The organism is Pseudomonas sp. FG6, from assembly GCF_057809015.1.
In genome coordinates this window covers 254029-274310 of record NZ_JBMDJD010000001.1, presented here as the reverse complement: position 1 = coordinate 274310, position 20282 = coordinate 254029, and the positions used below count along the sequence as shown (strand labels likewise).

General features: G+C 61.9%; 25 protein-coding genes. 11 read left to right on the top strand and 14 right to left on the bottom strand.

Annotation, left to right across the window (positions count from 1 at the left end; translation table 11 throughout):
- Positions 1 to 114 precede the first annotated feature (114 nt).
- Together trpA and trpB are read right to left on the bottom strand one after the other, a co-directional pair.
- On the bottom strand, positions 115 to 927 hold the full coding sequence (gene trpA / locus ACODSJ_RS01230) for a tryptophan synthase subunit alpha (RefSeq protein ID WP_489099987.1): 813 nt from the start codon (positions 925 to 927) through the stop codon (positions 115 to 117).
- A complete protein-coding gene (trpB, locus tag ACODSJ_RS01225) occupies positions 927 to 2156 on the bottom strand; it encodes a tryptophan synthase subunit beta (RefSeq protein WP_489099986.1) in 1230 nt (409 codons plus the stop codon). Before trpB ends, trpA begins: the two co-directional genes overlap by 1 nt.
- Positions 2157 to 2269: 113 nt before the next feature.
- On the opposite strand from trpB, the gene ACODSJ_RS01220 reads away from it, so the two are divergent.
- Positions 2270 to 3187 carry a LysR family transcriptional regulator gene (locus ACODSJ_RS01220; protein WP_489099985.1) on the top strand — a complete coding sequence of 306 codons (918 nt, stop codon included), beginning with the start codon at positions 2270 to 2272 and terminating at the stop codon, positions 3185 to 3187.
- On the opposite strand, the gene ACODSJ_RS01215 is transcribed toward ACODSJ_RS01220, so the two are convergent.
- On the bottom strand, positions 3160 to 3486 hold the full coding sequence (locus ACODSJ_RS01215) for an ElaB/YgaM/YqjD family protein (protein WP_489099984.1): 327 nt from the start codon (positions 3484 to 3486) through the stop codon (positions 3160 to 3162). The two genes, ACODSJ_RS01220 and ACODSJ_RS01215, sit on opposite strands and share 28 nt — an antisense overlap.
- 185 nt (positions 3487 to 3671) lie before the next feature.
- On the opposite strand from ACODSJ_RS01215, the gene ACODSJ_RS01210 reads away from it, so the two are divergent.
- Together ACODSJ_RS01210 and ACODSJ_RS01205 are read left to right on the top strand one after the other, a co-directional pair.
- Positions 3672 to 3887, top strand: a complete 216-nt coding sequence (locus ACODSJ_RS01210; RefSeq protein WP_489099983.1) for a dodecin — start codon at positions 3672 to 3674, stop codon at positions 3885 to 3887.
- Between the two features lie 112 nt (positions 3888 to 3999).
- A complete protein-coding gene (locus tag ACODSJ_RS01205) occupies positions 4000 to 4221 on the top strand; it encodes a DUF1161 domain-containing protein (RefSeq protein WP_489099982.1) in 222 nt (73 codons plus the stop codon).
- A 55-nt stretch (positions 4222 to 4276) separates the two neighbouring features.
- Here ACODSJ_RS01205 and ACODSJ_RS01200 read toward each other — a convergent pair whose 3' ends face one another.
- Positions 4277 to 5281: an LLM class flavin-dependent oxidoreductase gene (locus ACODSJ_RS01200; protein ID WP_489099981.1), complete on the bottom strand. Its 1005-nt coding sequence runs from the start codon at positions 5279 to 5281 to the stop codon at positions 4277 to 4279.
- Positions 5282 to 5519: 238 nt separating this feature from the next.
- Here ACODSJ_RS01200 and ACODSJ_RS01195 point away from each other — a divergent pair, with 238 nt between their 5' ends.
- Both ACODSJ_RS01195 and ACODSJ_RS01190 read left to right on the top strand, forming a co-directional pair.
- A complete protein-coding gene (locus ACODSJ_RS01195) occupies positions 5520 to 5951 on the top strand; it encodes an OsmC family protein (protein WP_489099980.1) in 432 nt (143 codons plus the stop codon).
- 121 nt (positions 5952 to 6072) lie between these two features.
- Positions 6073 to 6306 carry a DUF1161 domain-containing protein gene (locus ACODSJ_RS01190; protein WP_489099979.1) on the top strand — a complete coding sequence of 78 codons (234 nt, stop codon included), beginning with the start codon at positions 6073 to 6075 and terminating at the stop codon, positions 6304 to 6306.
- Here the strand turns inward: ACODSJ_RS01190 and ACODSJ_RS01185 are convergent.
- Together ACODSJ_RS01185 and ACODSJ_RS01180 are read right to left on the bottom strand one after the other, a co-directional pair.
- The gene (locus ACODSJ_RS01185) at positions 6303 to 6725 is read right to left on the bottom strand and encodes a PA0061/PA0062 family lipoprotein (protein WP_489099978.1); all 423 of its coding nucleotides are present in this window, start codon (positions 6723 to 6725) and stop codon (positions 6303 to 6305) included. The two genes, ACODSJ_RS01190 and ACODSJ_RS01185, sit on opposite strands and share 4 nt — an antisense overlap.
- Before the next feature lie 39 nt (positions 6726 to 6764).
- Positions 6765 to 7178 (bottom strand): PA0061/PA0062 family lipoprotein, encoded by a 414-nt coding sequence (locus ACODSJ_RS01180; protein WP_489099977.1) that lies wholly within the window; start codon positions 7176 to 7178, stop codon positions 6765 to 6767.
- A gap of 58 nt (positions 7179 to 7236) precedes the next feature.
- Between ACODSJ_RS01180 and ACODSJ_RS01175 the strand changes: the two genes are divergently transcribed.
- On the top strand, positions 7237 to 8328 hold the full coding sequence (locus tag ACODSJ_RS01175) for an aminopeptidase (RefSeq protein ID WP_489099976.1): 1092 nt from the start codon (positions 7237 to 7239) through the stop codon (positions 8326 to 8328).
- Between the two features lie 99 nt (positions 8329 to 8427).
- Here the strand turns inward: ACODSJ_RS01175 and ACODSJ_RS01170 are convergent, their stop codons facing one another.
- From ACODSJ_RS01170 to ACODSJ_RS01160, 3 genes are all read right to left on the bottom strand, one after another.
- The gene (locus ACODSJ_RS01170; protein WP_489099975.1) at positions 8428 to 8703 is read right to left on the bottom strand and encodes an HU family DNA-binding protein; all 276 of its coding nucleotides are present in this window, start codon (positions 8701 to 8703) and stop codon (positions 8428 to 8430) included.
- Between the two features lie 191 nt (positions 8704 to 8894).
- The gene (locus ACODSJ_RS01165) at positions 8895 to 10043 is read right to left on the bottom strand and encodes an NAD(P)/FAD-dependent oxidoreductase (RefSeq protein WP_489099974.1); all 1149 of its coding nucleotides are present in this window, start codon (positions 10041 to 10043) and stop codon (positions 8895 to 8897) included.
- Between the two features lie 23 nt (positions 10044 to 10066).
- Positions 10067 to 10234, bottom strand: a complete 168-nt coding sequence (locus tag ACODSJ_RS01160; RefSeq protein ID WP_003177199.1) for a rubredoxin — start codon at positions 10232 to 10234, stop codon at positions 10067 to 10069.
- A 193-nt stretch (positions 10235 to 10427) separates the two neighbouring features.
- Here ACODSJ_RS01160 and ACODSJ_RS01155 point away from each other — a divergent pair, with 193 nt between their 5' ends.
- Complete coding sequence (locus ACODSJ_RS01155; protein ID WP_489099973.1) at positions 10428 to 10991, top strand: chorismate--pyruvate lyase family protein; 564 nt, start codon at positions 10428 to 10430, stop codon at positions 10989 to 10991.
- Positions 10991 to 11881 (top strand): 4-hydroxybenzoate octaprenyltransferase, encoded by an 891-nt coding sequence (gene ubiA / locus ACODSJ_RS01150; protein ID WP_489099972.1) that lies wholly within the window; start codon positions 10991 to 10993, stop codon positions 11879 to 11881. The genes ACODSJ_RS01155 and ubiA overlap by 1 nt, the downstream gene beginning before the upstream one ends.
- Positions 11882 to 12011: 130 nt before the next feature.
- Here the strand turns inward: ubiA and ACODSJ_RS01145 are convergent, their stop codons facing one another.
- Positions 12012 to 12389, bottom strand: coding sequence for a COG4315 family predicted lipoprotein (locus ACODSJ_RS01145; RefSeq protein WP_489099971.1), 378 nt, complete (start codon positions 12387 to 12389; stop codon positions 12012 to 12014).
- 152 nt (positions 12390 to 12541) lie between these two features.
- Here ACODSJ_RS01145 and phoB point away from each other — a divergent pair, with 152 nt between their 5' ends.
- The 3 genes from phoB to ACODSJ_RS01130 all read left to right on the top strand — a co-directional run bounded on the left by phoB (position 12542) and on the right by ACODSJ_RS01130 (position 16062).
- Positions 12542 to 13231: a phosphate regulon transcriptional regulator PhoB gene (phoB, locus tag ACODSJ_RS01140; RefSeq protein WP_003177195.1), complete on the top strand. Its 690-nt coding sequence runs from the start codon at positions 12542 to 12544 to the stop codon at positions 13229 to 13231.
- A gap of 80 nt (positions 13232 to 13311) precedes the next feature.
- Positions 13312 to 14598 (top strand): phosphate regulon sensor histidine kinase PhoR, encoded by a 1287-nt coding sequence (gene phoR, locus ACODSJ_RS01135; protein ID WP_489100004.1) that lies wholly within the window; start codon positions 13312 to 13314, stop codon positions 14596 to 14598.
- A 123-nt stretch (positions 14599 to 14721) separates the two neighbouring features.
- Entirely contained in the window at positions 14722 to 16062 is a 1341-nt protein-coding gene (locus tag ACODSJ_RS01130) for a hemolysin family protein (protein ID WP_489099970.1), read from the top strand.
- 177 nt (positions 16063 to 16239) lie between these two features.
- On the opposite strand, the gene ACODSJ_RS01125 is transcribed toward ACODSJ_RS01130, so the two are convergent.
- The 4 genes from ACODSJ_RS01125 to pstB form a co-directional block, all read right to left on the bottom strand.
- Entirely contained in the window at positions 16240 to 17136 is an 897-nt protein-coding gene (locus ACODSJ_RS01125) for a peptidoglycan DD-metalloendopeptidase family protein (RefSeq protein ID WP_489099969.1), read from the bottom strand.
- A 236-nt stretch (positions 17137 to 17372) separates the two neighbouring features.
- Entirely contained in the window at positions 17373 to 18290 is a 918-nt protein-coding gene (locus tag ACODSJ_RS01120) for a response regulator (RefSeq protein ID WP_489099968.1), read from the bottom strand.
- A gap of 167 nt (positions 18291 to 18457) precedes the next feature.
- Complete coding sequence (gene phoU / locus ACODSJ_RS01115; protein ID WP_030139132.1) at positions 18458 to 19219, bottom strand: phosphate signaling complex protein PhoU; 762 nt, start codon at positions 19217 to 19219, stop codon at positions 18458 to 18460.
- Between the two features lie 112 nt (positions 19220 to 19331).
- Positions 19332 to 20165, bottom strand: coding sequence for a phosphate ABC transporter ATP-binding protein PstB (pstB, locus tag ACODSJ_RS01110; protein ID WP_489099967.1), 834 nt, complete (start codon positions 20163 to 20165; stop codon positions 19332 to 19334).
- Between the last annotated feature and the right edge of the window lie 117 nt (positions 20166 to 20282).

The following is a 20282-nucleotide window of genomic DNA, read 5'->3' as shown; positions in this document are numbered from 1 at the left end:
CACCCCTGCGTCACCTGTAGGAACTAACAGGTGTTGCCCACCACAACGCGACAAAAAAAGGGGTTCGGAACCTGGTTCCGAACCCCTTTGTGTTTCCACCGGTTAACTCAATGCTCAGCTGACCCGCGCTGTGCGCACACCTTCAGCCAGGGCAGCACACAGGCTCAACACCCCATCGATGGCCTGTTGCGGGGTGTTGGCGCTGGCGATGTGGTCGATCAGCGCGGAGCCGACCACCACGCCGTCGGCCAACCGGGCGATGGCGGCGGCTTGTTCCGGGGTGCGGATGCCGAAACCGATGCTGATCGGCAAATCGGTGTGGCGACGCAGGCGTGCCACGGCTTCTTCCACGTGCTCCAGCGTCGCGGCGCCGGCGCCGGTCACACCGGCCACCGACACGTAGTACACAAAGCCGGAACTGCCGTTGAGCACGGTCGGCAGGCGCACGTCGTCGGTGGTTGGCGTGGTCAGGCGGATGAAGTCCAGGCCGGCAGCCTGGGCCGGTTCGCACAGTTCGCTGTTGTGCTCGGGCGGCATGTCCACGACGATCAGGCCATCGACGCCCGCGTCCAGCGCCTCGCCAATGAAACGCTGCACGCCGTAGCGATGGATCGGGTTGAAGTAGCCCATGAGCACCAGCGGTGTCGCGGTATTGTCCTTACGGAACTCGCGGACCATCTGCAGGGTTTTCGCCAGGTTTTGCTGGCCGCCCAGGGCGCGGATGTTCGCCAGTTGGATCGCCGGGCCGTCGGCCATCGGGTCGGTGAACGGCATGCCCAGCTCGATCACATCGGCACCGGCTGCGGGCAGGCCCTTGAGGATCGCCAGCGAGGTGTCGTAGTCCGGGTCGCCAGCGGTGACAAACGTCACCAGCGCCGCGCGGTTCTGTTCCTTGAGTTCGGCAAAACGGGTTTGCAGGCGGCTCATCAGTGTTTCTCCTGCTGGGATTGTTCCATGTGGTGCATCACGGTTTGCATGTCTTTGTCGCCACGACCGGACAGGTTGACCACCATCAGGTGATCCTTGGGCAGGTTAGGTGCGCGCTTGAACACTTCGGCCAGGGCGTGGGCGCTTTCCAGTGCAGGAATGATCCCTTCCAGGCGGCAGCACTTGTGGAAGGCTTCCAGGGCTTCGGCGTCGGTGACCGAGGTGTATTGGACGCGGCCGATATCATGCAACCAGGCGTGTTCCGGGCCGATACCCGGGTAGTCCAGGCCTGCGGAGATCGAGTGGGCATCGATGATCTGGCCATCTTCGTCCTGCAACAGGAAGGTGCGGTTGCCGTGCAATACACCCGGCACGCCGCCGTTCAGGCTCGCGGCGTGCTTGCCGGTCTCGATGCCGTAGCCGGCGGCTTCGACGCCGATGATCTCGACGCTCTTGTCATCCAGGAATGGGTGGAACAGGCCCATGGCGTTAGAACCGCCGCCGATACACGCCACCAGGCTGTCGGGCAGGCGGCCTTCCTGGGCTTGCAGTTGTTCGCGGGTTTCCTTGCCGATTACGGCCTGGAAGTCGCGCACCATCGCCGGGTACGGGTGCGGGCCGGCCACGGTGCCGATCAGGTAGAACGTGTTGTCGACGTTGGTGACCCAGTCGCGCAGGGCTTCGTTCATGGCGTCTTTCAGGGTGCCGGTGCCGGCGACCACCGGAATGACTTCAGCGCCCAGCAACTTCATGCGGAACACGTTGGCCTGTTGGCGCTCGATGTCGGTGGTGCCCATGTAGATCACGCAATCCAGGCCGAAACGGGCCGCTACGGTGGCCGTGGCGACGCCGTGCATGCCCGCGCCGGTCTCGGCGATGATGCGTTTCTTGCCCATGCGCCGCGCCAGCAGGATCTGGCCGATGCAATTGTTGATCTTGTGCGCGCCGGTGTGGTTCAGCTCTTCGCGCTTGAGGTAGATCTTGGCGCCACCGCAGTACTCGGTCAGGCGCTCGGCGAAGTAAAGCGGGCTCGGGCGTCCGACGTAGTCACGCTGGAAGTAGGCCAGTTCTTTGAGGAACGCCGGATCTTCCTTGGCCGCTTCGTATTCACGGGCCAGGTCAAGGATCAGCGGCATCAGGGTTTCGGCCACGTAGCGACCACCGAACGCGCCGAACAGGCCGTTGGCGTCGGGACCGCTGCGCAGGTTGAAGGGGGTGGACTGGGTCATCGGGGCGCTCCAGGCGAATGCGTAGAAGGACAATGAGGTTCACTCTACCCCTGACATCCACGCCTGAAAACCGATAAGATCGCCGCAACCTGTCAGGAAAACTCACAGATACCATGCGCCACGACCTTCCCCCGCTCAACGCCCTGCGCGCCTTCGAGGCCACGGCCCGACTGAACAGCGTAAGCCAGGCGGCTGAACAGCTGCATGTCACCCACGGCGCCGTCAGCCGGCAGTTGAAGGTGCTGGAAGAGCACCTGGGCCTGAGCTTGTTCGTCAAGGAGGGGCGTGGCCTGAAACTCACAGATGCCGGCCTGCGCCTGCGCGATGGCTGCACCGACGCCTTCGAGCGCCTGCGCACTGTCTGCGCAGAGCTCACGCAAAGCACGGCGGACGCTCCGTTCGTGTTGGGCTGTTCGGGCAGCTTGCTGGCGCGCTGGTTCATTCCCCGCCTGGGCAGGCTCAATGCCGACCTGCCGGACTTGCGCCTGCACTTGTCCGCCGGCGAAGGCGACCTGGACCCCAGGCGCCCGGGGCTGGACGCGTTGCTGGTGTTCGCCGAGCCGCCTTGGCCGGCCGACATGCAAGTGTACGAACTGGTGGGCGAGCGGATCGGCCCCGTGTTGAGCCCGCACTACGCCGGTTTCGCCCGCCTGAAAGGCGCACCGGCCCGGGCGCTGCTGGACGAGCCGTTGCTGCACACCACTTCCCGGCCCCAGGCCTGGCCGACGTGGGCACGGCAAAACGACCTCGAGCCCCAGGCATTGAAGTTCGGCCAGGGCTTCGAGCATCTTTATTATTTGCTGGAGGCCGCTGTCGCGGGGCTGGGCGTAGCCATCGCCCCCGAGCCGCTGGTGGCCGAGGACGTGCGTGCCGGACGCCTCGTCGCGCCATGGGGCTTCGATGAAACCCCGGCGCGACTGGCGCTGTGGCTACCCAAGCGCGCCGCGGATGGACGCGCCCGGCAACTGGCCCAATGGCTCAGGCATGAGTTGAGTCAGCCGACTCAGTCCCCGCGCTTGCACAGCAGGTAAGCGGCCAGCAACCCGATGGCCCCTACCGCGACCCCGGCGGTGGTCCAGGGATGCTCCTGTGCGTAATCGCGCGTGGCAATCCCGGTTTCCCGGGTTTTTACCTTGACCTCTTCATAGGCGTCGCTGAGCAGATGCCGCGAATGTTTCAGCGCATTTTCGGCATTGGCCTTGAGCGACTTGAGGGTCTTACGCGACTCGTCCGAAGCATCGTCCTTCAGACTTTCCAAGGACTTGAGCAGACTCTCGATCTCCGCTTCCATGCTTTGCAACGAGGCTTTGCGTAACGAATTACTGGCCATGGTGGCTCTCTCCTGCAGTGGTTGAGTGCGTGTGAAAGTTGGGACTGCGGCCGTTTGGGAAAGTGCAGTAAATCTGAACTTCACCGTATGGATGGCGCCACACGTAAGGCAAAAAAAATCGCTGCTAGGCTCTTTATGGCAATGCAGTGAAGACAACGCAGCTATGACAGTCCAAGGAGAACGGCATGAGTGATCATCACACCTACAAGAAAGTCGAACTGGTCGGCTCCTCCCCCACCAGCATCGAAGACGCCATCAACAATGCCCTGGCCGAAGCCAGCAAAAGCCTCAAGCACCTGGAATGGTTCGAAGTCACGGAAACTCGCGGACACATCACCGGCGGCAAGGCCGCGCACTTTCAGGTAACCATTAAAGTCGGTTTTCGGATCGCCAATAGCTGAAGGTGATGAACTTGTACACTGGCGCAGTGCCACAGGAGTGGCGATGCGCTATGGTATGCCCTCAGATCTTTCCGATCCCTGCCCTGTTTTATCCGACCAAGGAGTGCGAGTGATGAAGAAGTTGATGGTGGCCCTGGGTTTGTTGAGCCTGGCCGGTGGTGCGTTTGCCGCTGGTAAGCCCTGCGAAGAGCTGAAAGGTGAAATTGCCGCGAAGCTGGATGCCAAGGGCGTATCAGGTTATTCGCTGGAGATCGTCGATAAGGGCGCGGCGGCTGACGGAAAAGTCGTTGGCACCTGTGAGGGTGGCGCGAAGGAAATCGTCTACAAAAAGTGATGTTTTTTTGCATGAAAAAGCCGACGCCTTGCGTCGGCTTTTTCATGGCTGTGCTTCAACCTTCTTTCATGACCTGCGCCAGCAACTCATAGGAATGCAGGCGATCGGCATGTTCGTACAGGTCGCTGGTGAAAATCAGCTCATCGGCCTGGGTCTGCTCGATCAGCACTTGCAGCTTGGCGCGAATCTTCTGCGGGCTACCGACCATGGCCAGACCGAGGAAATCGCCCACCGCTTCTTTTTCATGGGGCAGCCACAGACCGTTCATGGTTTCCACCGGTGGACGCTGCACCAGGCTCTGGCCGCGCATCAGCGCCAGGATCCGTTGATAGACCGAGGTCGCCAGGTAGTCGGCCTGTTCGTCCGTGTCTGCGGCCACCAGCGGTACGCCGAGCATCACGTAGGGTTTGTCGAGCACGGCCGACGGCTTGAAATGGTTGCGGTAGACGCGGATGGCTTCGTGCATGTAGCGCGGTGCGAAATGGGAAGCGAATGCGTAGGGCAAACCGCGCTCACCGGCCAATTGCGCGCTGAACAGGCTCGATCCCAACAACCACACCGGCACCTGGGTCCCGGTGCCGGGCATGGCGATGATGCGTTGGTCGGGCGTGCGAGGGCCGAGGTAGCGCATCAGTTCGGCCACGTCCTCGGGGAAATCGTCGGCGCTGCCGGAGCGCTCACGACGCAGCGCCCGGGCAGTCATCTGGTCGGAACCGGGCGCACGCCCCAGCCCCAGGTCGATCCGTCCGGGGAAGAGGCTTTCCAGCGTGCCAAACTGCTCGGCGATGACCAATGGCGCATGGTTGGGCAACATCACCCCACCGGATCCGACGCGAATGCTCGAAGTGCCCCCCGCCAGGTAGGCCAGCAGCACCGCCGTCGCGGAACTGGCGATGCCATCCATGTTGTGGTGCTCGGCCACCCAGAAGCGGGTGTAGCCGAATTTTTCCACGTGCTGCGCCAAGTCCAGGGAGTTGCGCAAGGAGCGCGCGGCGTTGCCGTCTGCGCGCACGGGCACCAGGTCGAGGGTTGAGAATTTCACTTCGGACAGCTGTTTCATGGGCCAGGATCTCCAACGGCGTTCCGGGCTTTTCCCACAGGCAAAAGCCGACCGTTTCTAAGGGTGTGCTCCATGCAATGTGGGCATATACCCGAGTTTCAATAGCAGCAACGAAATTTCCTACTAAATTGGTCGACTAATCGGCACGGGTGAACTTTCTCAACCCGTCTATCCTCACAACCCAAGCAACGAAAACAGCTTGGCGCGAAACCTCGCGCCGGATCTTGAGGAGGCAGACATGGCTATCATTAAGAAAGCATCGGCTCACTGGGAAGGTGACCTGAAGACCGGTATCGGCTCCATCTCCACGCAAACCGGCGTATTGCGCGAAGCGCCCTATGGCTTCAAGGCCCGTTTTGAAGGGGGCCCGGGCACCAACCCGGAAGAACTCATCGGCGCGGCACATGCGGGCTGCTTTTCCATGGCGTTTTCGATGATCCTGGGCGACGCCGGGCTCAAGGCCGACAGCATCGACACCCAGGCCGAAGTGACCCTGGACCAGGTCGAGGGCGGCTTCGCCATCACGGCGGTGAAGCTGATTCTCAAGGCGAAGATTCCCGGTGCCAGCCAAGAGCAATTCCAGGCGCTGAGCGACAAGGCCAAGCAAGGGTGCCCGGTGTCCAAGGTGCTCAACGCCAAGATCACCCTGGAGGCGACGTTGCTGGGCTGATGAATTGAAAAGAGCGCAGCCCGGTCTCGGGCTGTGATCTTTTGAATACCGGCGATCTGTTTACCCGTGGGCAATTGTGATCGAATGCAGGTCTGTGGTTCCTGCATTGAGGACGTCGAGCATGAAACGATTTGCCCTGGTTATCATCGGCTGCACATTGGCGACAACAACCCTCGCGGCACCCAAGCCTTGCGAAGAACTCAAGGCGGAGATCGAAGCCAAGATCCAGGCCCAAGGTGTGTCGTCCTATACCCTGGAGATTGTCACCAACGACGAAGTTCACGACCAGAACATGGTGGTAGGGAGCTGCGACAACGGTACCCGCAAGATCATCTACCAGAAGAATGATCGCTAGAGGCAGTTGGCCTGCCGGTCCTCGGCGACGATCTCCCGCTTGGCGTTGTAGAGCCGTGCACTGGGGCTGAACGCCAGGCTGCGTGCCTCCAGGCGATAACGCTGGCCTGCTTCGAAATGGTCGTAGCGCACGATCAGGTAGCACAGCCGCTCTTGCGGCTCGGCCTGCATGCCCAACCCGCCGCCGCTGTACACTTCGAAATCGAAACGCACCTCCAGCTCATGGCTGCCCGGTGCGACCTGGAAGAACCGCCCGTCCGCGACGCGTCGACCGTCCAGGCGTTCAGCCATCAATACCTTGCCGCCCGGTGCCGAGGTCGCGAAGTCGATCCACGCCTTGTTCGCATCCACTGGGGGCAGCGGGCTCGTTGCGCAGCCGCTCATACAGAGCACGATCGGTAACAGAAGGCGAACATCCATGGCGAAACTCCCGGCATCAGTCGCTGAGCATAGCGCCGATCAGATCTGCTGGCAGCCCGCCGGCATTCCTTGGCCCACCACTTTGTGTTGCTGGTCGTACAGCTTGGCCCATGGCCGGAAACCGATACTGCCGGCCTGCAACTGGTAACGCTGGCCGGCGTTGAAATCCTTGAATTTCACGTTCAACCGGCAATCGCGCCACAACGGTTCGGCATCCGGGCCGATGTTGCCGGGCGCCACGGCAAACTGATAACGCACCGTCAGTTCATGGCTGCCGGGTTGCACTTGAAAGTAACGGTGGTCGGCAGAGGTCTTGTCATCAACCTCCAGCGCTTGCAGCGCGGTGTCCTGGCGCGTTCCCAGGTCGATCCACGCCTGGGAAGGATCGGGGTCAGGCAAACCGGCACAGCCGGTCAGCAGCAACAGGCCACTCGTCAGCATCAATACGCGCATAGCGAAGCTCCGGGCAGGCGAGATAGTCTTGTGGGCAGACTTCCCAGGGTGATTCCAATTGATCAGGCCGCAATCAAGCCATCGGTTACTCGACCGTACTTTCCGGATTTTGTTTCCAGCCCTGCTGCTTTTGTTACTGAACGGTTGCTCCAGCGCCCGCTATTACAGCCAGCTCGTCGGCGGTCAGCTGAGGTTGTTGCAGGCCCGCGAACCGATCGACCAAGTCATCGCCGACCCGGCCCGCGAACCGAAACTGCGCGCGCACCTGGCCCAGGCCCGCGAAGCACGGGCGTTCGCCAGTTCGCAGCTGCACCTGCCCGACAACCAAAGCTATCGTCTGTATGCAGACATTGGCCGACCGTTCGTGGTCTGGAATGTCTTTGCCACCCCCGAGTTTTCCCTGGCGCCGCACAACCACTGTTTTCCAATTGCCGGTTGCGTGGCGTATCGCGGCTACTACAGCCAGGGCGCCGCCCGTGGCGAGGCGGCGTTGCAGCGTTTGCAGGGCATGGATGTGTCGATTGGCGGCGTAGAGGCCTATTCGACACTGGGCTGGTTCAACGACCCGATCCTCAGTTCCATGATGCATTGGGGCGACGAACGCCTGGCGACGCTGATCTTCCATGAACTGGCGCACCAGCGGTTCTATCTGAAGGACGACACTTCATTCAACGAGTCCTTCGCCACCTTCGTCGAACAGGAAGGCACCCGCCAATGGCGGGCCAGTCGTGGCCTGGCGCCGGATAACGGCCAGCAGGTGCGGCAGCGCGAACAATTTACCCAATTGGTCCTCGACACCCGTCAGCGCCTGGAAAAGCTCTACGCCCAAGCCCTGCCCGCGGCACAAATGCGCGCGCTAAAGGCCCAGGCCTTCGAACAGATGCGTGCCGACTACGTGCAATTGCGCGATACCCAATGGGCGGGCGACAAACGCTACGATGCATGGGTCTATGCGCCGCTGAACAATGCGCGGTTATTGCCCTTCGGCCTGTATGACCAGTGGGTGCCGGCGTTCGCAGCGCTGTTCAAGCGCGAGGGCGGTGACTGGGTCGGGTTTTATGCGGCGGTGCAGACCCTGGGCAAACTGCCCGCCGATGAGCGCGTGGCGGCCTTGAAGACGCTGGCAGGGCCGAAGACTGCTGCGGATTGAACGGACGCCATCGCGAGCATAAAAAAGGGCATACCGATCCCATCGATATGCCCTTTCGATTGCTGCTTTGCTTCCCTCGGGTCGAGGTACTTGCAGCAATTATGGGTTGACGCAGTCCTTCAGGTTCTTGCCTGGCTTGAACGCAACGGTGTTGCTGGCCTTGATCTTTACCGGCTCACCGGTCTGCGGATTCTTGCCGGTGCGCGCGCCGCGATGGCGTTGTAAGAAAGTGCCGAAGCCCACCAGGGTGACGCTGTCCTTGCGGTGCAGGGCGCCGGTGATTTCTTCGAGGACGGCGTTTAGCACGCGGTTGGCTTGCTCTTTGGTGAGGTCTGCTTTTTCCGCGATGGCGGCGGCGAGTTCTGGTTTACGCATGAATGAAGCCCCTTTGACGGTTTTTTTGTTGTTATGTCCAGGCTGTTCTCTTCGGAACAAACCCTAAGGCGCCGCAGGCTCTACTCTGCGGCAGACGGGAGTGAGGATGGCACGGTGCCGAAAACCGCGCCAGTGTCCGGGCGACCTTTGTGGGACCAAAAGTAGGGTTTTTGCGACAGAACGACCAGTATTTACGCCAACAGGGCCGGTAGTTCCTTGTTCAGCGCCAGTTTTTCCATCACCGCCGTGCCGGTCAGGGCATAGCCCAACAGGTGCCCCTGGGCATCACGGCACAGGGCCTTGATATCACCGCCCTGCCCCTCGACGCTCCACACGCCTTCGCGGTCTCGCGGTGGCGGCGACACCACCAATGGGCAGACCGGGGTTTTGACGGTAATCGGCATCGCACCGTAGCTGACCGCCGTCGGCTGGCCGGCCAGGGTCTGGGCCAGGGCTCGGGCGCAGCTCATCAGCGGCATCACGTACAACAGGTTCAAGCCATCGACCTCGGCGCAGTCGCCCAAGGCATAGATATTGGCGTGGGACGTCTTCAGGTGACGATCGACCACCACGCCGCGATTGACCACCAGGCCGGCCGCTGCCGCCAGGTCGATACGCGGGCGCAGGCCGATGGCGGAGACGACCAGCTCGCAGGCAATCACTTGGCCATCGGACAGGTGGGCTTCCAATCCATCGGCCACCTTCTGCAAGCGGTTGAGCACAGGCCCCAAGTGGAAGCGCGCACCGAGGCTTTCCAGCCCGGCCTGGACCGCTGCAGCGGCGGCCGGGTGCAGCAGCGTCGGCATGACTTGCTCGCACGGCGCCACCAGTTGCACTTCGTAGCCACCCAGGCTCAGGTCGTTGGCGAACTCGCAGCCGATCAGGCCGGCGCCGAGCAGCAGCACCCGGCGCTTGCCGACGGCCGCGGCGCGAAAGCGTGCGTAGTCTTCCAGGTCGTTGATCGGGAAAATCAGCTCCGAGGCGTCGCCCTGCACCGGCACCCGCACGGTTTCCGCGCCCCAGGCCAGGATCAGGTCGCGGTAGTTCACCGCCTCTTCGCCGATCCACAACCGCTTGTGCCCCGGATCGATGCCGCTGACGCGAGTGTGGGTGCGTATTTCCGCCTTCAATTGCTCAGCCATGGCCCCCGGTTCGGCCATGCTCAGGCCGTCGGCATCCTTGTTCTTGCCAAAGCCGGTGGAGAGCATCGGCTTGGAATATGAACGGCCGTCATCCGCCGTGATCAGCAGCAACGGCGTCTCGCTGTCGAGCTTGCGAAACTCCCGGGCCAGGTTATAACCGGCCAGCCCGGTACCGATGATGACGACAGGTGTGCTCATGTTGCTCTCCATGCAGGGAATGATCAGTTGATCTCGATCATTTCGAAATCCATCTTGCCGACGCCACAATCGGGGCACAGCCAGTCTGCCGGTACATCTTCCCAGCGCGTGCCGGGTGCGATGCCATCGTCCGGCCAGCCGTCAGCTTCGTTGTAGATCAGGCCGCAGACGATACATTGCCACTTCTTCATTCAAGACTTCCTCAGGGTGTCAGGCCATTGCCGGCGGGGTCGGGTCGACGCAGGTCGGCCGGCAAACGTTGGCGTTTTGTACTGATCGGCCGTCGCCGATGCAAGCAGGATCGGTGCGAGGCTGTCCAAGCCAGTCAAATCACCGAGCGACATGTTAAGCTCGCGGCCTCATTTGCTGCCAATCAAGACCGCTGTGCCGCATACAAATTCGATATTTCCTACACTCCAGTGGCGGCCACAGCACCTGCTGTCGCCTCGCCCCGATGCCTGTGTGCTCGACTGGCTGTTCGACGAAGGCTCCCTGACCCGACGGCTGACGCACTTGTCGAACGACCATTTCAGCGTGACGCCATTGTTCGAAGGCTGGCAGCCTCTGCGCGCCGACGAATGTGCGGCCCTGGACCTGGCCGAAGGCAGCGAGGGCTGGGTGCGTGAGGTGTACCTGCGGGGCCACGACCAGCCTTGGGTGTTCGCCCGCAGCGTGGCGGCGCGTAGCGCGCTGCAGGACGATGGGCTGCACATGGACCGACTGGGCAGCCGCTCCCTGGGAGAACTGCTCTTTTGCGACCAGGCGTTCCAGCGGCGGGCCATCGAGGTCTGTCATTACCCCGAGCCGTGGCTGCCGGCCGCTGTGCGCGCCAGCAAGCTGTGGGGGCGTCGCTCGCGCTTCGACCGGGGTGCGTTGAGTGTGCTGGTGGCGGAAATCTTCCTGCCGTCGCTGTGGACCGTCGCCCGCGCCTATTCGGAGACTTGCTGATGTACGTGCAATTGCTCAAATCCTTGAATCGCCTGAACCCAAGGGCCTGGGACTTCGTGCAACTGACCCGCATGGACAAGCCCATCGGCATCTACCTGCTGCTGTGGCCGACGTTGTGGGCGCTGTGGATCGCCGGCGAAGGCTCGCCGTCCATCGCCAACGTGGTGATCTTCGTCCTCGGCGTGATACTGACCCGCGCCGGGGGTTGCGTGATCAATGACTGGGCCGACCGCAAGGTCGATGGCCACGTCAAGCGCACCGAACAACGTCCGCTGGCCAGTGGAAAGATCCGCTCGAAAGAAGCCTTGGTGTTTTTCGCCGTGCTGATGAGCATCAGTTTCCTGCTGGTGCTGTGCACCAACGCGATGACCATTGCGCTGTCCCTCGGCGGGCTGGCGCTGGCGTGCACCTACCCGTTCATGAAGCGCTACACCTATTACCCGCAAGTGGTGCTGGGGGCGGCGTTCTCCTGGGGCATGCCGATGGCGTTCACCGCCGAGACCGGTCACCTGCCGGCCGCCGCCTGGTTGTTGTACATCGCCAACCTGCTGTGGACGGTGGGCTACGACACCTATTACGCCATGACCGACCGGGACGATGACCTGAAGATCGGCGTGAAGTCGACCGCCATCCTGTTTGGCGACGCCGATCGCGTAATCATCCTGACGTTGCAGGGCCTGGCCCTCGGGTGCCTGCTGCTGGCCGGGTCGAAGTTCCAGCTGGGCGGCTGGTTCCACCTGGGGCTGGTGGCCGCTGCCGCGTGCTTTGCCTGGGAGTTCTGGTACACCCGCGGCAAGGATCGGATGCGCTGCTTCAAGGCATTCCTGCACAACCATTGGGCCGGGTTGGCAATATTCGTCGGCATCGTGCTGGATTATGCGTTGCGCTGACCTGTGGCGAGGGAGCTTGCTCCCGCTGGGCCGCGCAGCGGCCCCAAGCTTATAGGGTCGCCGCCCAAGGCACCGGACCGACCCAACGGGAGCAAGCTCTCTCGCCACAAAAGCATTTCAACAGAAACGGTCAGTCAGACTTGGCAACGTGCCAGACGCCACCTATGCCATCGCCTTTCTTTTCCCCCGCCTTGTCCGCAGCGAAGGTGTACAGCGGCTTGCCGTCGTAGGCCCACTGCTTCGTACCGTCGTCACGGGTGATCACCGTCCAGTCGCCCATGGACTTGTCGTCGCCCTTGGCCATGAGCGGCGGCCACTTGGTCGCGCAGGTGTCATTGCACATCGACTTGGCGCCTTGGTCTTTATCGAACGTGTATAACGTCATGCCACTGTGATCGGTGAGCATGCCGTCTTTTTCCATCGCCGGTTCAGCCGCAAACGCCAGTGCCGGGAACGCCAGGACCGTCGTAACCGCCAGCGCCTTGATGGATTGAGTGAGGTAAGTCATGGAAACCTTCTTTTGTGGTTGTCAGGATTCGGACTAGAAAGCTTAGCCCAGGATCCGCTGCACCGCAGGCTGGCGAAATAACTGTCACACGACTGCAATAATTCCGTTATCTAATGCGGCGCAAGACAGTTAAATGACAAGAGGATTACCCCATGGTTGGCAGGAGCATTCTGATCGTCGACGACGAGGCGCCCATCCGCGAGATGATCGCCGTGGCGTTGGAGATGGCCGGCTATGACTGCATGGAAGCAGAAAACTCCCAACAGGCCCATGCCATCATCGTCGACCGCAAGCCCGACCTGATCCTGCTGGACTGGATGCTACCCGGCACGTCTGGCATCGAACTGGCGCGACGCCTCAAACGCGATGAGCTGACCGGTGATATTCCGATCATCATGCTCACCGCCAAGGGCGAAGAGGACAACAAGATCCAGGGCCTGGAGGTCGGCGCCGACGACTACATCACCAAGCCGTTCTCCCCCCGCGAGCTGGTGGCGCGCCTCAAGGCCGTGCTGCGACGCGCCGGGCCGACCGATGGCGAAGCGCCTATCGAAGTCGGTGGCCTGCTGCTGGACCCCATCAGTCACCGCGTCACCATCGATGGCAAGCCCGCCGAAATGGGACCGACCGAATACCGCCTGCTGCAATTCTTCATGACCCACCAGGAACGTGCCTACACCCGTGGGCAGTTGCTGGACCAGGTCTGGGGCGGCAACGTCTACGTCGAGGAGCGTACTGTGGATGTGCACATCCGCCGCTTGCGCAAGGCCCTCGGCGACGCCTATGAAAATCTGGTACAAACCGTGCGCGGCACCGGTTATCGTTTTTCGACCAAGGCCTGATCCGAGCCCTTACCGCCCGACAAGCTGACAAGGACGCGCGTCACGTGAATCAAAACTGGCATGGCACCCTGATTCGCCACATGTTGTTGCTGGTGACCGGCTGTCTGCTGATCGGCCTGATCAGTGGCTATTACGGCTGGAGCCTCGCCGCAGGCCTGGGACTTTACCTGGCCTGGACCCTCAAGCAACTGCTGCGCCTGCATGAGTGGCTGCGCCTGCACCAGCCCGACGAAGCCCCGCCCGATGGCTATGGCCTGTGGGGCGAGGTGTTCGACAGCATCTACCACCTGCAACGACGCGACCAACGGGTACGCGGGCGCCTGCAAGCGGTGATCGATCGGGTCCAGGAATCCACCGCCGCACTGAAAGACGCGGTGATCATGCTCGACAGCGACGGCAACCTGGAATGGTGGAACCGCGCGGCCGAAACCCTGCTGGGCCTCAAGACTCCGCAGGACAGCGGCCAGCCGGTGACCAACCTGGTGCGCCATCCGCGCTTCAAGGAATATTTCGAACAAGGCAGTTACGCCGAGCCGCTGGAAATTCCTTCGCCCACCAATGACCGGCTGCGCATCCAGCTGTACATCACGCGCTATGGCAACAACGAACACTTGATGCTGGTGCGCGACGTGACGCGCATCCATCAACTGGAACAGATGCGCAAAGACTTCATCGCCAACGTGTCCCACGAGCTGCGCACGCCGTTGACGGTGATCTGCGGCTACCTGGAGACCTTGCTCGACAACGTCGAGGAAGTGAATCCGCGCTGGAGCCGGGCCTTGCAGCAGATGCACCAGCAAAGCGGGCGCATGCAGACCCTGCTCAACGACTTGCTGTTGCTGGCGAAGCTGGAGGCCACCGATTACCCGTCGGACAACCATCCCGTGGCCATCGAGGATTTGTTGCAAACCATTACCGAGGATGCCCAGGAGCTGTCGGGCCCCAAGCAGCAGGCCATTACCCTGGAAGCCGACGCAAGCGTGCAGCTCAAGGGCAGCGAGGCGGAACTGCGCAGTGCGTTTTCCAACCTGGTGTTCAACGCGGTCAAGTACACGCCGGAACAAGGCCGGATCCATGTGCGCTGGTGGGGCGATGAACAAGGCGCGCACCTGAGCGTGCGGGACTCGGGCATTGGCATCGACAGCAAGCACCTGCCGCGCCTGACCGAACGGTTCTACCGCGTCGACTCCAGTCGCAACTCCAACACCGGCGGCACCGGGCTGGGCCTGGCGATCGTCAAACATGTTCTGCTGCGGCATCGTGGGCGCATGGAAATCAGCAGCGTCCCCGGCCACGGCAGCACGTTTACCTGCCATTTCGCCCCTGCACAGGTGGTGCGAGCGCGCCTGACCAGCCGCGCCGATTGACACCGACGGGCCTCCCCCCCTAGGCAACCGCCAAGTCAGCCGCTACATTGGCTGACTTGCGCCTGCATTTTCAGGCGCTCATTTTAAACTTTCACGACTCTACGGAACCCGCAAAACTCCATCATGGACCCTTCCCCTGGCTTGTCCCTGGCAACACTCTTCGCCGAATTCGGCATGATTCTTTTCGCTCTGATCCTGGTTCTGCTCAACGGCTTTTTCGTTGCGGCCGAATTTGCCATGGTCAAACTACGCTCGACCCGGGTCGAGGCCATCGCCGAGCAGAACGGCTGGCGCGGGCACATCCTGCGCACCGTCCACAGTCAGCTCGACGCGTACCTGTCGGCCTGCCAGCTGGGCATCACCCTTGCCTCCCTGGGCCTGGGCTGGGTCGGCGAGCCGGCATTTGCCCACCTCCTCGAGCCGCTGCTGGAAGCGGTCGGCGTGCAATCGCCGGAGCTGATCAAGGGCATCTCGTTCTTCACAGCGTTCTTCGTGATTTCGTACCTGCACATCGTGGTCGGTGAGCTGGCACCCAAATCCTGGGCGATCCGCAAGCCCGAGCTGCTGTCGCTGTGGACCGCCGTGCCGCTGTACCTGTTCTACTGGCTGATGTACCCGGCGATCTACCTGCTCAACGCCAGCGCCAACGCCATCCTGCGCATCGCCGGCCAGGGCGAACCCGGCCCGCATCACGAGCACCATTACAGCCGTGAAGAACTCAAGCTGATCCTGCACTCCAGCCGTGGCCAGGACCCGAGCGACCAGGGCATGCGCGTGCTGGCCTCGGCCGTGGAAATGGGTGAGCTGGAAGTGGTCGACTGGGCCAACTCCCGGGAAGACCTGGTGACGCTGGAGTTCAACGCGCCGCTCAAGGAAATCCTGGCGCTGTTCCGTCGCCACAAGTTCAGCCGTTATCCGGTGTACGACAGCGAGCGCCAGGAGTTCGTCGGCCTGCTGCACATCAAGGACCTGTTGCTGGAACTGGCCGCCCTGGACCACATTCCCGAGTCGTTCAACCTGGCCGAGCTGACCCGGCCGCTGGAGCGCGTGTCGCGGCACATGCCGCTGTCGCAGTTGCTGGAGCAGTTCCGCAAGGGCGGCTCGCACTTCGCCGTGGTCGAGGAAGCCGACGGCAACATCATCGGCTACCTGACCATGGAAGACGTGCTGGAAGTGCTGGTGGGCGACATCCAGGACGAACACCGCAAGGCCGAACGCGGCATCCTGGCCTACCAGCCAGGCAAGCTGCTGGTGCGTGGCGACACCCCGCTGTTCAAGGTGGAACGCCTGCTGGGGATCGACCTGGACCACATCGAGGCCGAAACCCTGGCCGGGTTGGTCTATGAAACCCTCAAGCGCGTGCCGGAAGAGGAAGAAGTGCTGGAGGTCGAGGGTTTGCGGATCATCATCAAGAAGATGAAAGGGCCGAAGATCATCCTGGCGAAGGTGTTGATGCTCGATTGAGCATCAACCCGCTTTCTGGCAAGCCTGCGGCGAACCTGTGGCAAATCTGTGGGAGCAAAGCTTGCTCGCGATGGCGGTGGGGCAGTCAGTTGAGATGTTGAATGTGCTGCCGCTGTCGCGAGCAAGCTTTGCTCCCACAGGTCTTGGCCCAATCCCTTTGCCACAGAAGCGCCTATGCTATTGCTTACCCACCGCAAAGTTGGGCAACTCGCCGACCGGCTGGTTGAACTGGTAGGGAATCGACACCAGCCCCAGCCCGGTATTGCGCTGCACCACGAAGTGCAGGTGCGGGCCGGAGCTGTTGCCGGTGTTGCCTGACAGCGCCAACGGCGAACCCACCACGACCCGTTGACCTTCCCGCACGCTGACCGAACCTTTCTTCAGGTGCAGGTAGACGCCCATGGTCCCGTCATCGTGCAACACCCGCACGAAGTTGCCCGAGGGGTCCTCGCCACGGCCGGTCTGGTTGTTTTCGGTCTTGATCACCACACCACCACGCGCCGCGACGATCGGCGTGCCTACCGGCATGGCGATGTCCATGGCGTAGCGGTTTTTCGGGCCGTAATGGCTGTATTGGCCGTTGGCCCCCTGGCTCAGCCGGAACGGCCCGCCGCGCCATGGAAAGGGATATTGATAGGCCTGCGTCGCGCCGGTGGGGTCGCCCAGGGAATATTGCAGGCTCGTGGTATACACCAACGGTTGTCCCGGCCGAGCCGCCGTGAGCAAGGCCAGGCGCAGGTTGCTGCGTGCCGGCAGCACCCGCCGGATCGGCTGGTCCGGCGCCCCGTTGACGTTACGCACGCCGAGGAAACTCAACTCGACCTCCACGGGCGCGTACAAATCATTGCGCACGTACACCGCGTCCGCGTCTTTCTGTTGGCGAACATCGAGAAACACTTGCCGTTCCAGCCGCTCGACCATGCGATCGCGAAACACGAACATCTGGGCGCCCCTGCTCGGGCGGTCACTGTAGGACACCACGCCATTGGCATCGGTGGATTTGTAGATGGTCATGGCCATGGCCGACGACGAGGCCAGGACAAGACCGCAGGCGAACAACAGGGGCGCGAGCATAGGCAAAGGTTCTGTCGAAGAGGGAAGGCCTGCACAGCAGCCTAGCAGCTGGGATGGACCCGCGTAGTCGACAGATGTTTCAAAAATGGATCAACAATCGTTGTTGAATCCAATGGCCCTATCGCGAGCAGGCTCGCTCCCACAGGGATTCCTGGTGCTCACAAAATGTGTGTTCACAGCAGATCCAGTGTGGGAGCGAGCCTGCTCGCGATGGCGGCCTGACAGGCGCCGCCGGATCAGGCGCCCGGTACGAAGTGCTTCTGCGCGGTACCGCGGGCGATGAGGCGGGAAATGTAGTCGAGTTTCTGCGGGTCTTTGTCGACGAAGCGGAACGTCAGCTGCAACCATTCGCTGTCTGGCGACTGTTCATGGGCGACGATAGCGTGCAGGTAACCGTTCAGACGAGCGGTTTCGGCGTTGTCGCCCTGCTCCATGTCCAGCACCGCGCTTTCGAGCACTTGCGGCAGGGTATCGGTGCGCTTGACCAGCAACAGCGATTCCTTGAGGGTCAGGGCCTTGATCACGCACAGCTGGATGCCGCTGGACAGGCGCAGTTGGCCTTGGCCACGGCTGCCGGTCGGTGCGGCGGAAGGCGCCTTGACCGGCGGGCTGTTGAGCAAGCCACGCGCCGGGGCCGCAGCAGCGGCAGCCGCCGGCGCCGCAGCGGGCGTTGTCACGACCTGGGCCGCCTTGCCACCCGTCAGGGCGCTGAGGGAGTCATTGCCGAACGCCGAGGTCGCTTTGGTCGGTGCGCTCATTATCTTGTCGAGCTTGCCGACCTTGTGCAGGACCTGCTTGACCTTGGTCAGCAGCTGCTCGTTGGTGAACGGTTTGCTGACGTAGCCGGAAACCCCGGCCTGGATCGCCTGGACCACGTTTTCCTTGTCGCCACGGCTGGTGACCATGACGAACGGCATGCCCTTGAGGTTCTCCTGCTGACGGCACCAGGTCAGCAGTTCCAGGCCGGACATTTCCGGCATTTCCCAGTCGCACAGCACCAGGTCAAATGCCTCGCGGGCCAGCAGCGCCTGGGCTTTCTTGCCGTTCACCGCGTCTTCGATGCGCACGCCCGGGAAGTAGTTGCGCAGACACTTTTTAACCAGGTCACGAATGAACGACGCATCGTCCACGACCAATACACTGACCTTACTCATCCAGATACACCTCTAAAAAATCCCGGCAAGCATACCGCTTTTACTGATGGCACATTGCCAAAAAAACCTTCAGTCACGCCGGGACTTTTCGTTCGCGGGTGCTGCTTCGATTAAAAAAAATCCAAAAAAAAGCCCGGCCAAAAGGCCGGGCGCTTTTCTTGGCAATCTTACTTATCGTCCGTTTCGCCGGGAACATTAGCGGTTTCGGACGGGGTGCCCTCAACTTCTTCCTTCATGCGCTTGAGGCCCATGTGTCGTACATCGGTACCGCGCACGAGATAGATCACAAGTTCGGAGATGTTGCGCGCATGATCGCCGATTCGCTCCAGGGAACGCAGGACCCAGATGATGCTCAGCACCCGGGAGATCGAGCGCGGGTCTTCCATCATGTAGGTTGCGAGCTCGCGCAGGGCGGTCTTGTATTCGCGGTCGATGATCTTGTCGTACTGGGCCACCGACAGCGCCAGGTCGGCGTCGAAACGGGCAAAGGCATCCAGCGCATCGCGGACCATGTTGCGCACCTGGTCGCCAATGTGGCGCACTTCGACATAACCGCGCGGGGCTTCGCCTTCTTCGCACAACTGGATGGCACGACGGGCGATCTTGGTGGCTTCGTCGCCAATCCGTTCAAGGTCGATTACCGACTTGGAGATGCTGATGATCAGGCGCAGGTCGGAAGCAGCCGGTTGACGACGGGCCAGGATCCGCAGGCATTCCTCGTCGATGTTGCGTTCCATCTGGTTGATCTGGTCATCGATTTCACGCACCTGCTGGGCCAGGCCGGAGTCGGCCTCGATCAGCGCGGTCACCGCGTCGTTGACCTGCTTTTCCACCAGCCCGCCCATGGCCAGCAGATGACTGCGCACTTCCTCCAGCTCGGCGTTGAACTGTGCGGAAATGTGGTGGGTAAGGCCTTCCTTCGAAATCATGGTTTTGCTCCGCAAAAGCTGTGAGCTGCAAGCTTCAAGCTGCAAGCCAATGTGTGTCGTTACGCTGAACTGCTTTTACTTGCCGCTTGAAGCTCGCGGCTCGCAGCTGCCGCTAGCCATAGCGGCCCGTAATGTAGTCTTCGGTCTGCTTCTTGGCCGGATTGGTGAACAGAGTATCGGTATCGCCAAATTCCACCAGTTTGCCCATGTACATGAACGCGGTGTAGTCGGAAACCCGCGCCGCCTGTTGCATGTTGTGGGTCACGATGACGATGGTGAACTTGGACTTGAGCTCGTAGATCAGCTCTTCGACCTTCAGCGTCGAGATCGGGTCCAGGGCCGAGCAAGGTTCGTCGAGCAGCAACACTTCCGGCTCCACGGCGATGGTACGGGCAATCACCAGACGCTGTTGCTGGCCGCCGGACAGGCCCAGGGCCGAGTCATGCAGGCGGTCCTTGACCTCGTCCCACAGCGCCGCGCCCTTGAGCGCCCACTCCACGGCCTCATCGAGGATGCGCTTCTTGTTGATGCCCTGGATGCGCAGGCCGTAGACCACGTTCTCATAGATGGTCTTGGGGAACGGGTTGGGCTTCTGGAACACCATGCCCACGCGACGACGCAGCTCGGCCACGTCCTCGCCCTTGCGGTAGATGTTGTTGCCGTAGAGGTTGATTTCGCCTTCGACGCGGCAACCGTCCACCAGGTCGTTCATGCGGTTGAAGGTGCGCAGCAAGGTCGACTTGCCGCAGCCCGACGGGCCGATGAACGCGGTGACGCGCTGTTTCGGGATATTCAGGCTGACGTCGTACAGCGCCTGCTTCTCGCCGTAGAACAGGTTCAGGCCGGGCACTTCGATGGCGACGGTTTCCTGGGCCAGGTCCAGGCTTTGCTTGTCGCGGCCCAGGGCTGACATGTTGATGCCGTGTGCGTGTGCTTCGTGTTGCATGGGAGGCTCCCTGTGCTAACAAATTCGGTTCGGTCGGCGGCTCAGTGGCCATGCCGATCGGTGTATGTGTGGGAGCGAGCCTGCTCGCGATTCAGGCGACTCGGTTTGGCTTTGAAC

Coding starts and splice junctions, on each gene's coding strand:
- ACODSJ_RS01130 (WP_489099970.1), top strand. CDS start 14,722: ATGGACCCTTCCCCTGGCTTGTCCCTGGCAACACTCTTCGCCGAATTC.
- trpA (WP_489099987.1), bottom strand. CDS start 927: ATGAGCCGCCTGCAAACCCGTTTTGCCGAACTCAAGGAACAGAACCGC.
- ACODSJ_RS01170 (WP_489099975.1), bottom strand. CDS start 8,703: ATGCGTAAACCAGAACTCGCCGCCGCCATCGCGGAAAAAGCAGACCTC.
- ACODSJ_RS01120 (WP_489099968.1), bottom strand. CDS start 18,290: ATGAGTAAGGTCAGTGTATTGGTCGTGGACGATGCGTCGTTCATTCGT.
- ACODSJ_RS01215 (WP_489099984.1), bottom strand. CDS start 3,486: ATGGCCAGTAATTCGTTACGCAAAGCCTCGTTGCAAAGCATGGAAGCG.
- ACODSJ_RS01160 (WP_003177199.1), bottom strand. CDS start 10,234: ATGAAGAAGTGGCAATGTATCGTCTGCGGCCTGATCTACAACGAAGCT.
- ACODSJ_RS01185 (WP_489099978.1), bottom strand. CDS start 6,725: ATGGATGTTCGCCTTCTGTTACCGATCGTGCTCTGTATGAGCGGCTGC.
- ACODSJ_RS01210 (WP_489099983.1), top strand. CDS start 3,672: ATGAGTGATCATCACACCTACAAGAAAGTCGAACTGGTCGGCTCCTCC.
- ACODSJ_RS01180 (WP_489099977.1), bottom strand. CDS start 7,178: ATGCGCGTATTGATGCTGACGAGTGGCCTGTTGCTGCTGACCGGCTGT.
- ACODSJ_RS01190 (WP_489099979.1), top strand. CDS start 6,073: ATGAAACGATTTGCCCTGGTTATCATCGGCTGCACATTGGCGACAACA.
- ACODSJ_RS01195 (WP_489099980.1), top strand. CDS start 5,520: ATGGCTATCATTAAGAAAGCATCGGCTCACTGGGAAGGTGACCTGAAG.
- phoB (WP_003177195.1), top strand. CDS start 12,542: ATGGTTGGCAGGAGCATTCTGATCGTCGACGACGAGGCGCCCATCCGC.
- ACODSJ_RS01200 (WP_489099981.1), bottom strand. CDS start 5,281: ATGAAACAGCTGTCCGAAGTGAAATTCTCAACCCTCGACCTGGTGCCC.
- ACODSJ_RS01165 (WP_489099974.1), bottom strand. CDS start 10,043: ATGAGCACACCTGTCGTCATCATCGGTACCGGGCTGGCCGGTTATAAC.
- ACODSJ_RS01145 (WP_489099971.1), bottom strand. CDS start 12,389: ATGACTTACCTCACTCAATCCATCAAGGCGCTGGCGGTTACGACGGTC.
- pstB (WP_489099967.1), bottom strand. CDS start 20,165: ATGCAACACGAAGCACACGCACACGGCATCAACATGTCAGCCCTGGGC.
- ACODSJ_RS01220 (WP_489099985.1), top strand. CDS start 2,270: ATGCGCCACGACCTTCCCCCGCTCAACGCCCTGCGCGCCTTCGAGGCC.
- ACODSJ_RS01125 (WP_489099969.1), bottom strand. CDS start 17,136: ATGCTCGCGCCCCTGTTGTTCGCCTGCGGTCTTGTCCTGGCCTCGTCG.
- trpB (WP_489099986.1), bottom strand. CDS start 2,156: ATGACCCAGTCCACCCCCTTCAACCTGCGCAGCGGTCCCGACGCCAAC.
- ubiA (WP_489099972.1), top strand. CDS start 10,991: ATGTACGTGCAATTGCTCAAATCCTTGAATCGCCTGAACCCAAGGGCC.
- phoR (WP_489100004.1), top strand. CDS start 13,312: ATGTTGTTGCTGGTGACCGGCTGTCTGCTGATCGGCCTGATCAGTGGC.
- phoU (WP_030139132.1), bottom strand. CDS start 19,219: ATGATTTCGAAGGAAGGCCTTACCCACCACATTTCCGCACAGTTCAAC.
- ACODSJ_RS01205 (WP_489099982.1), top strand. CDS start 4,000: ATGAAGAAGTTGATGGTGGCCCTGGGTTTGTTGAGCCTGGCCGGTGGT.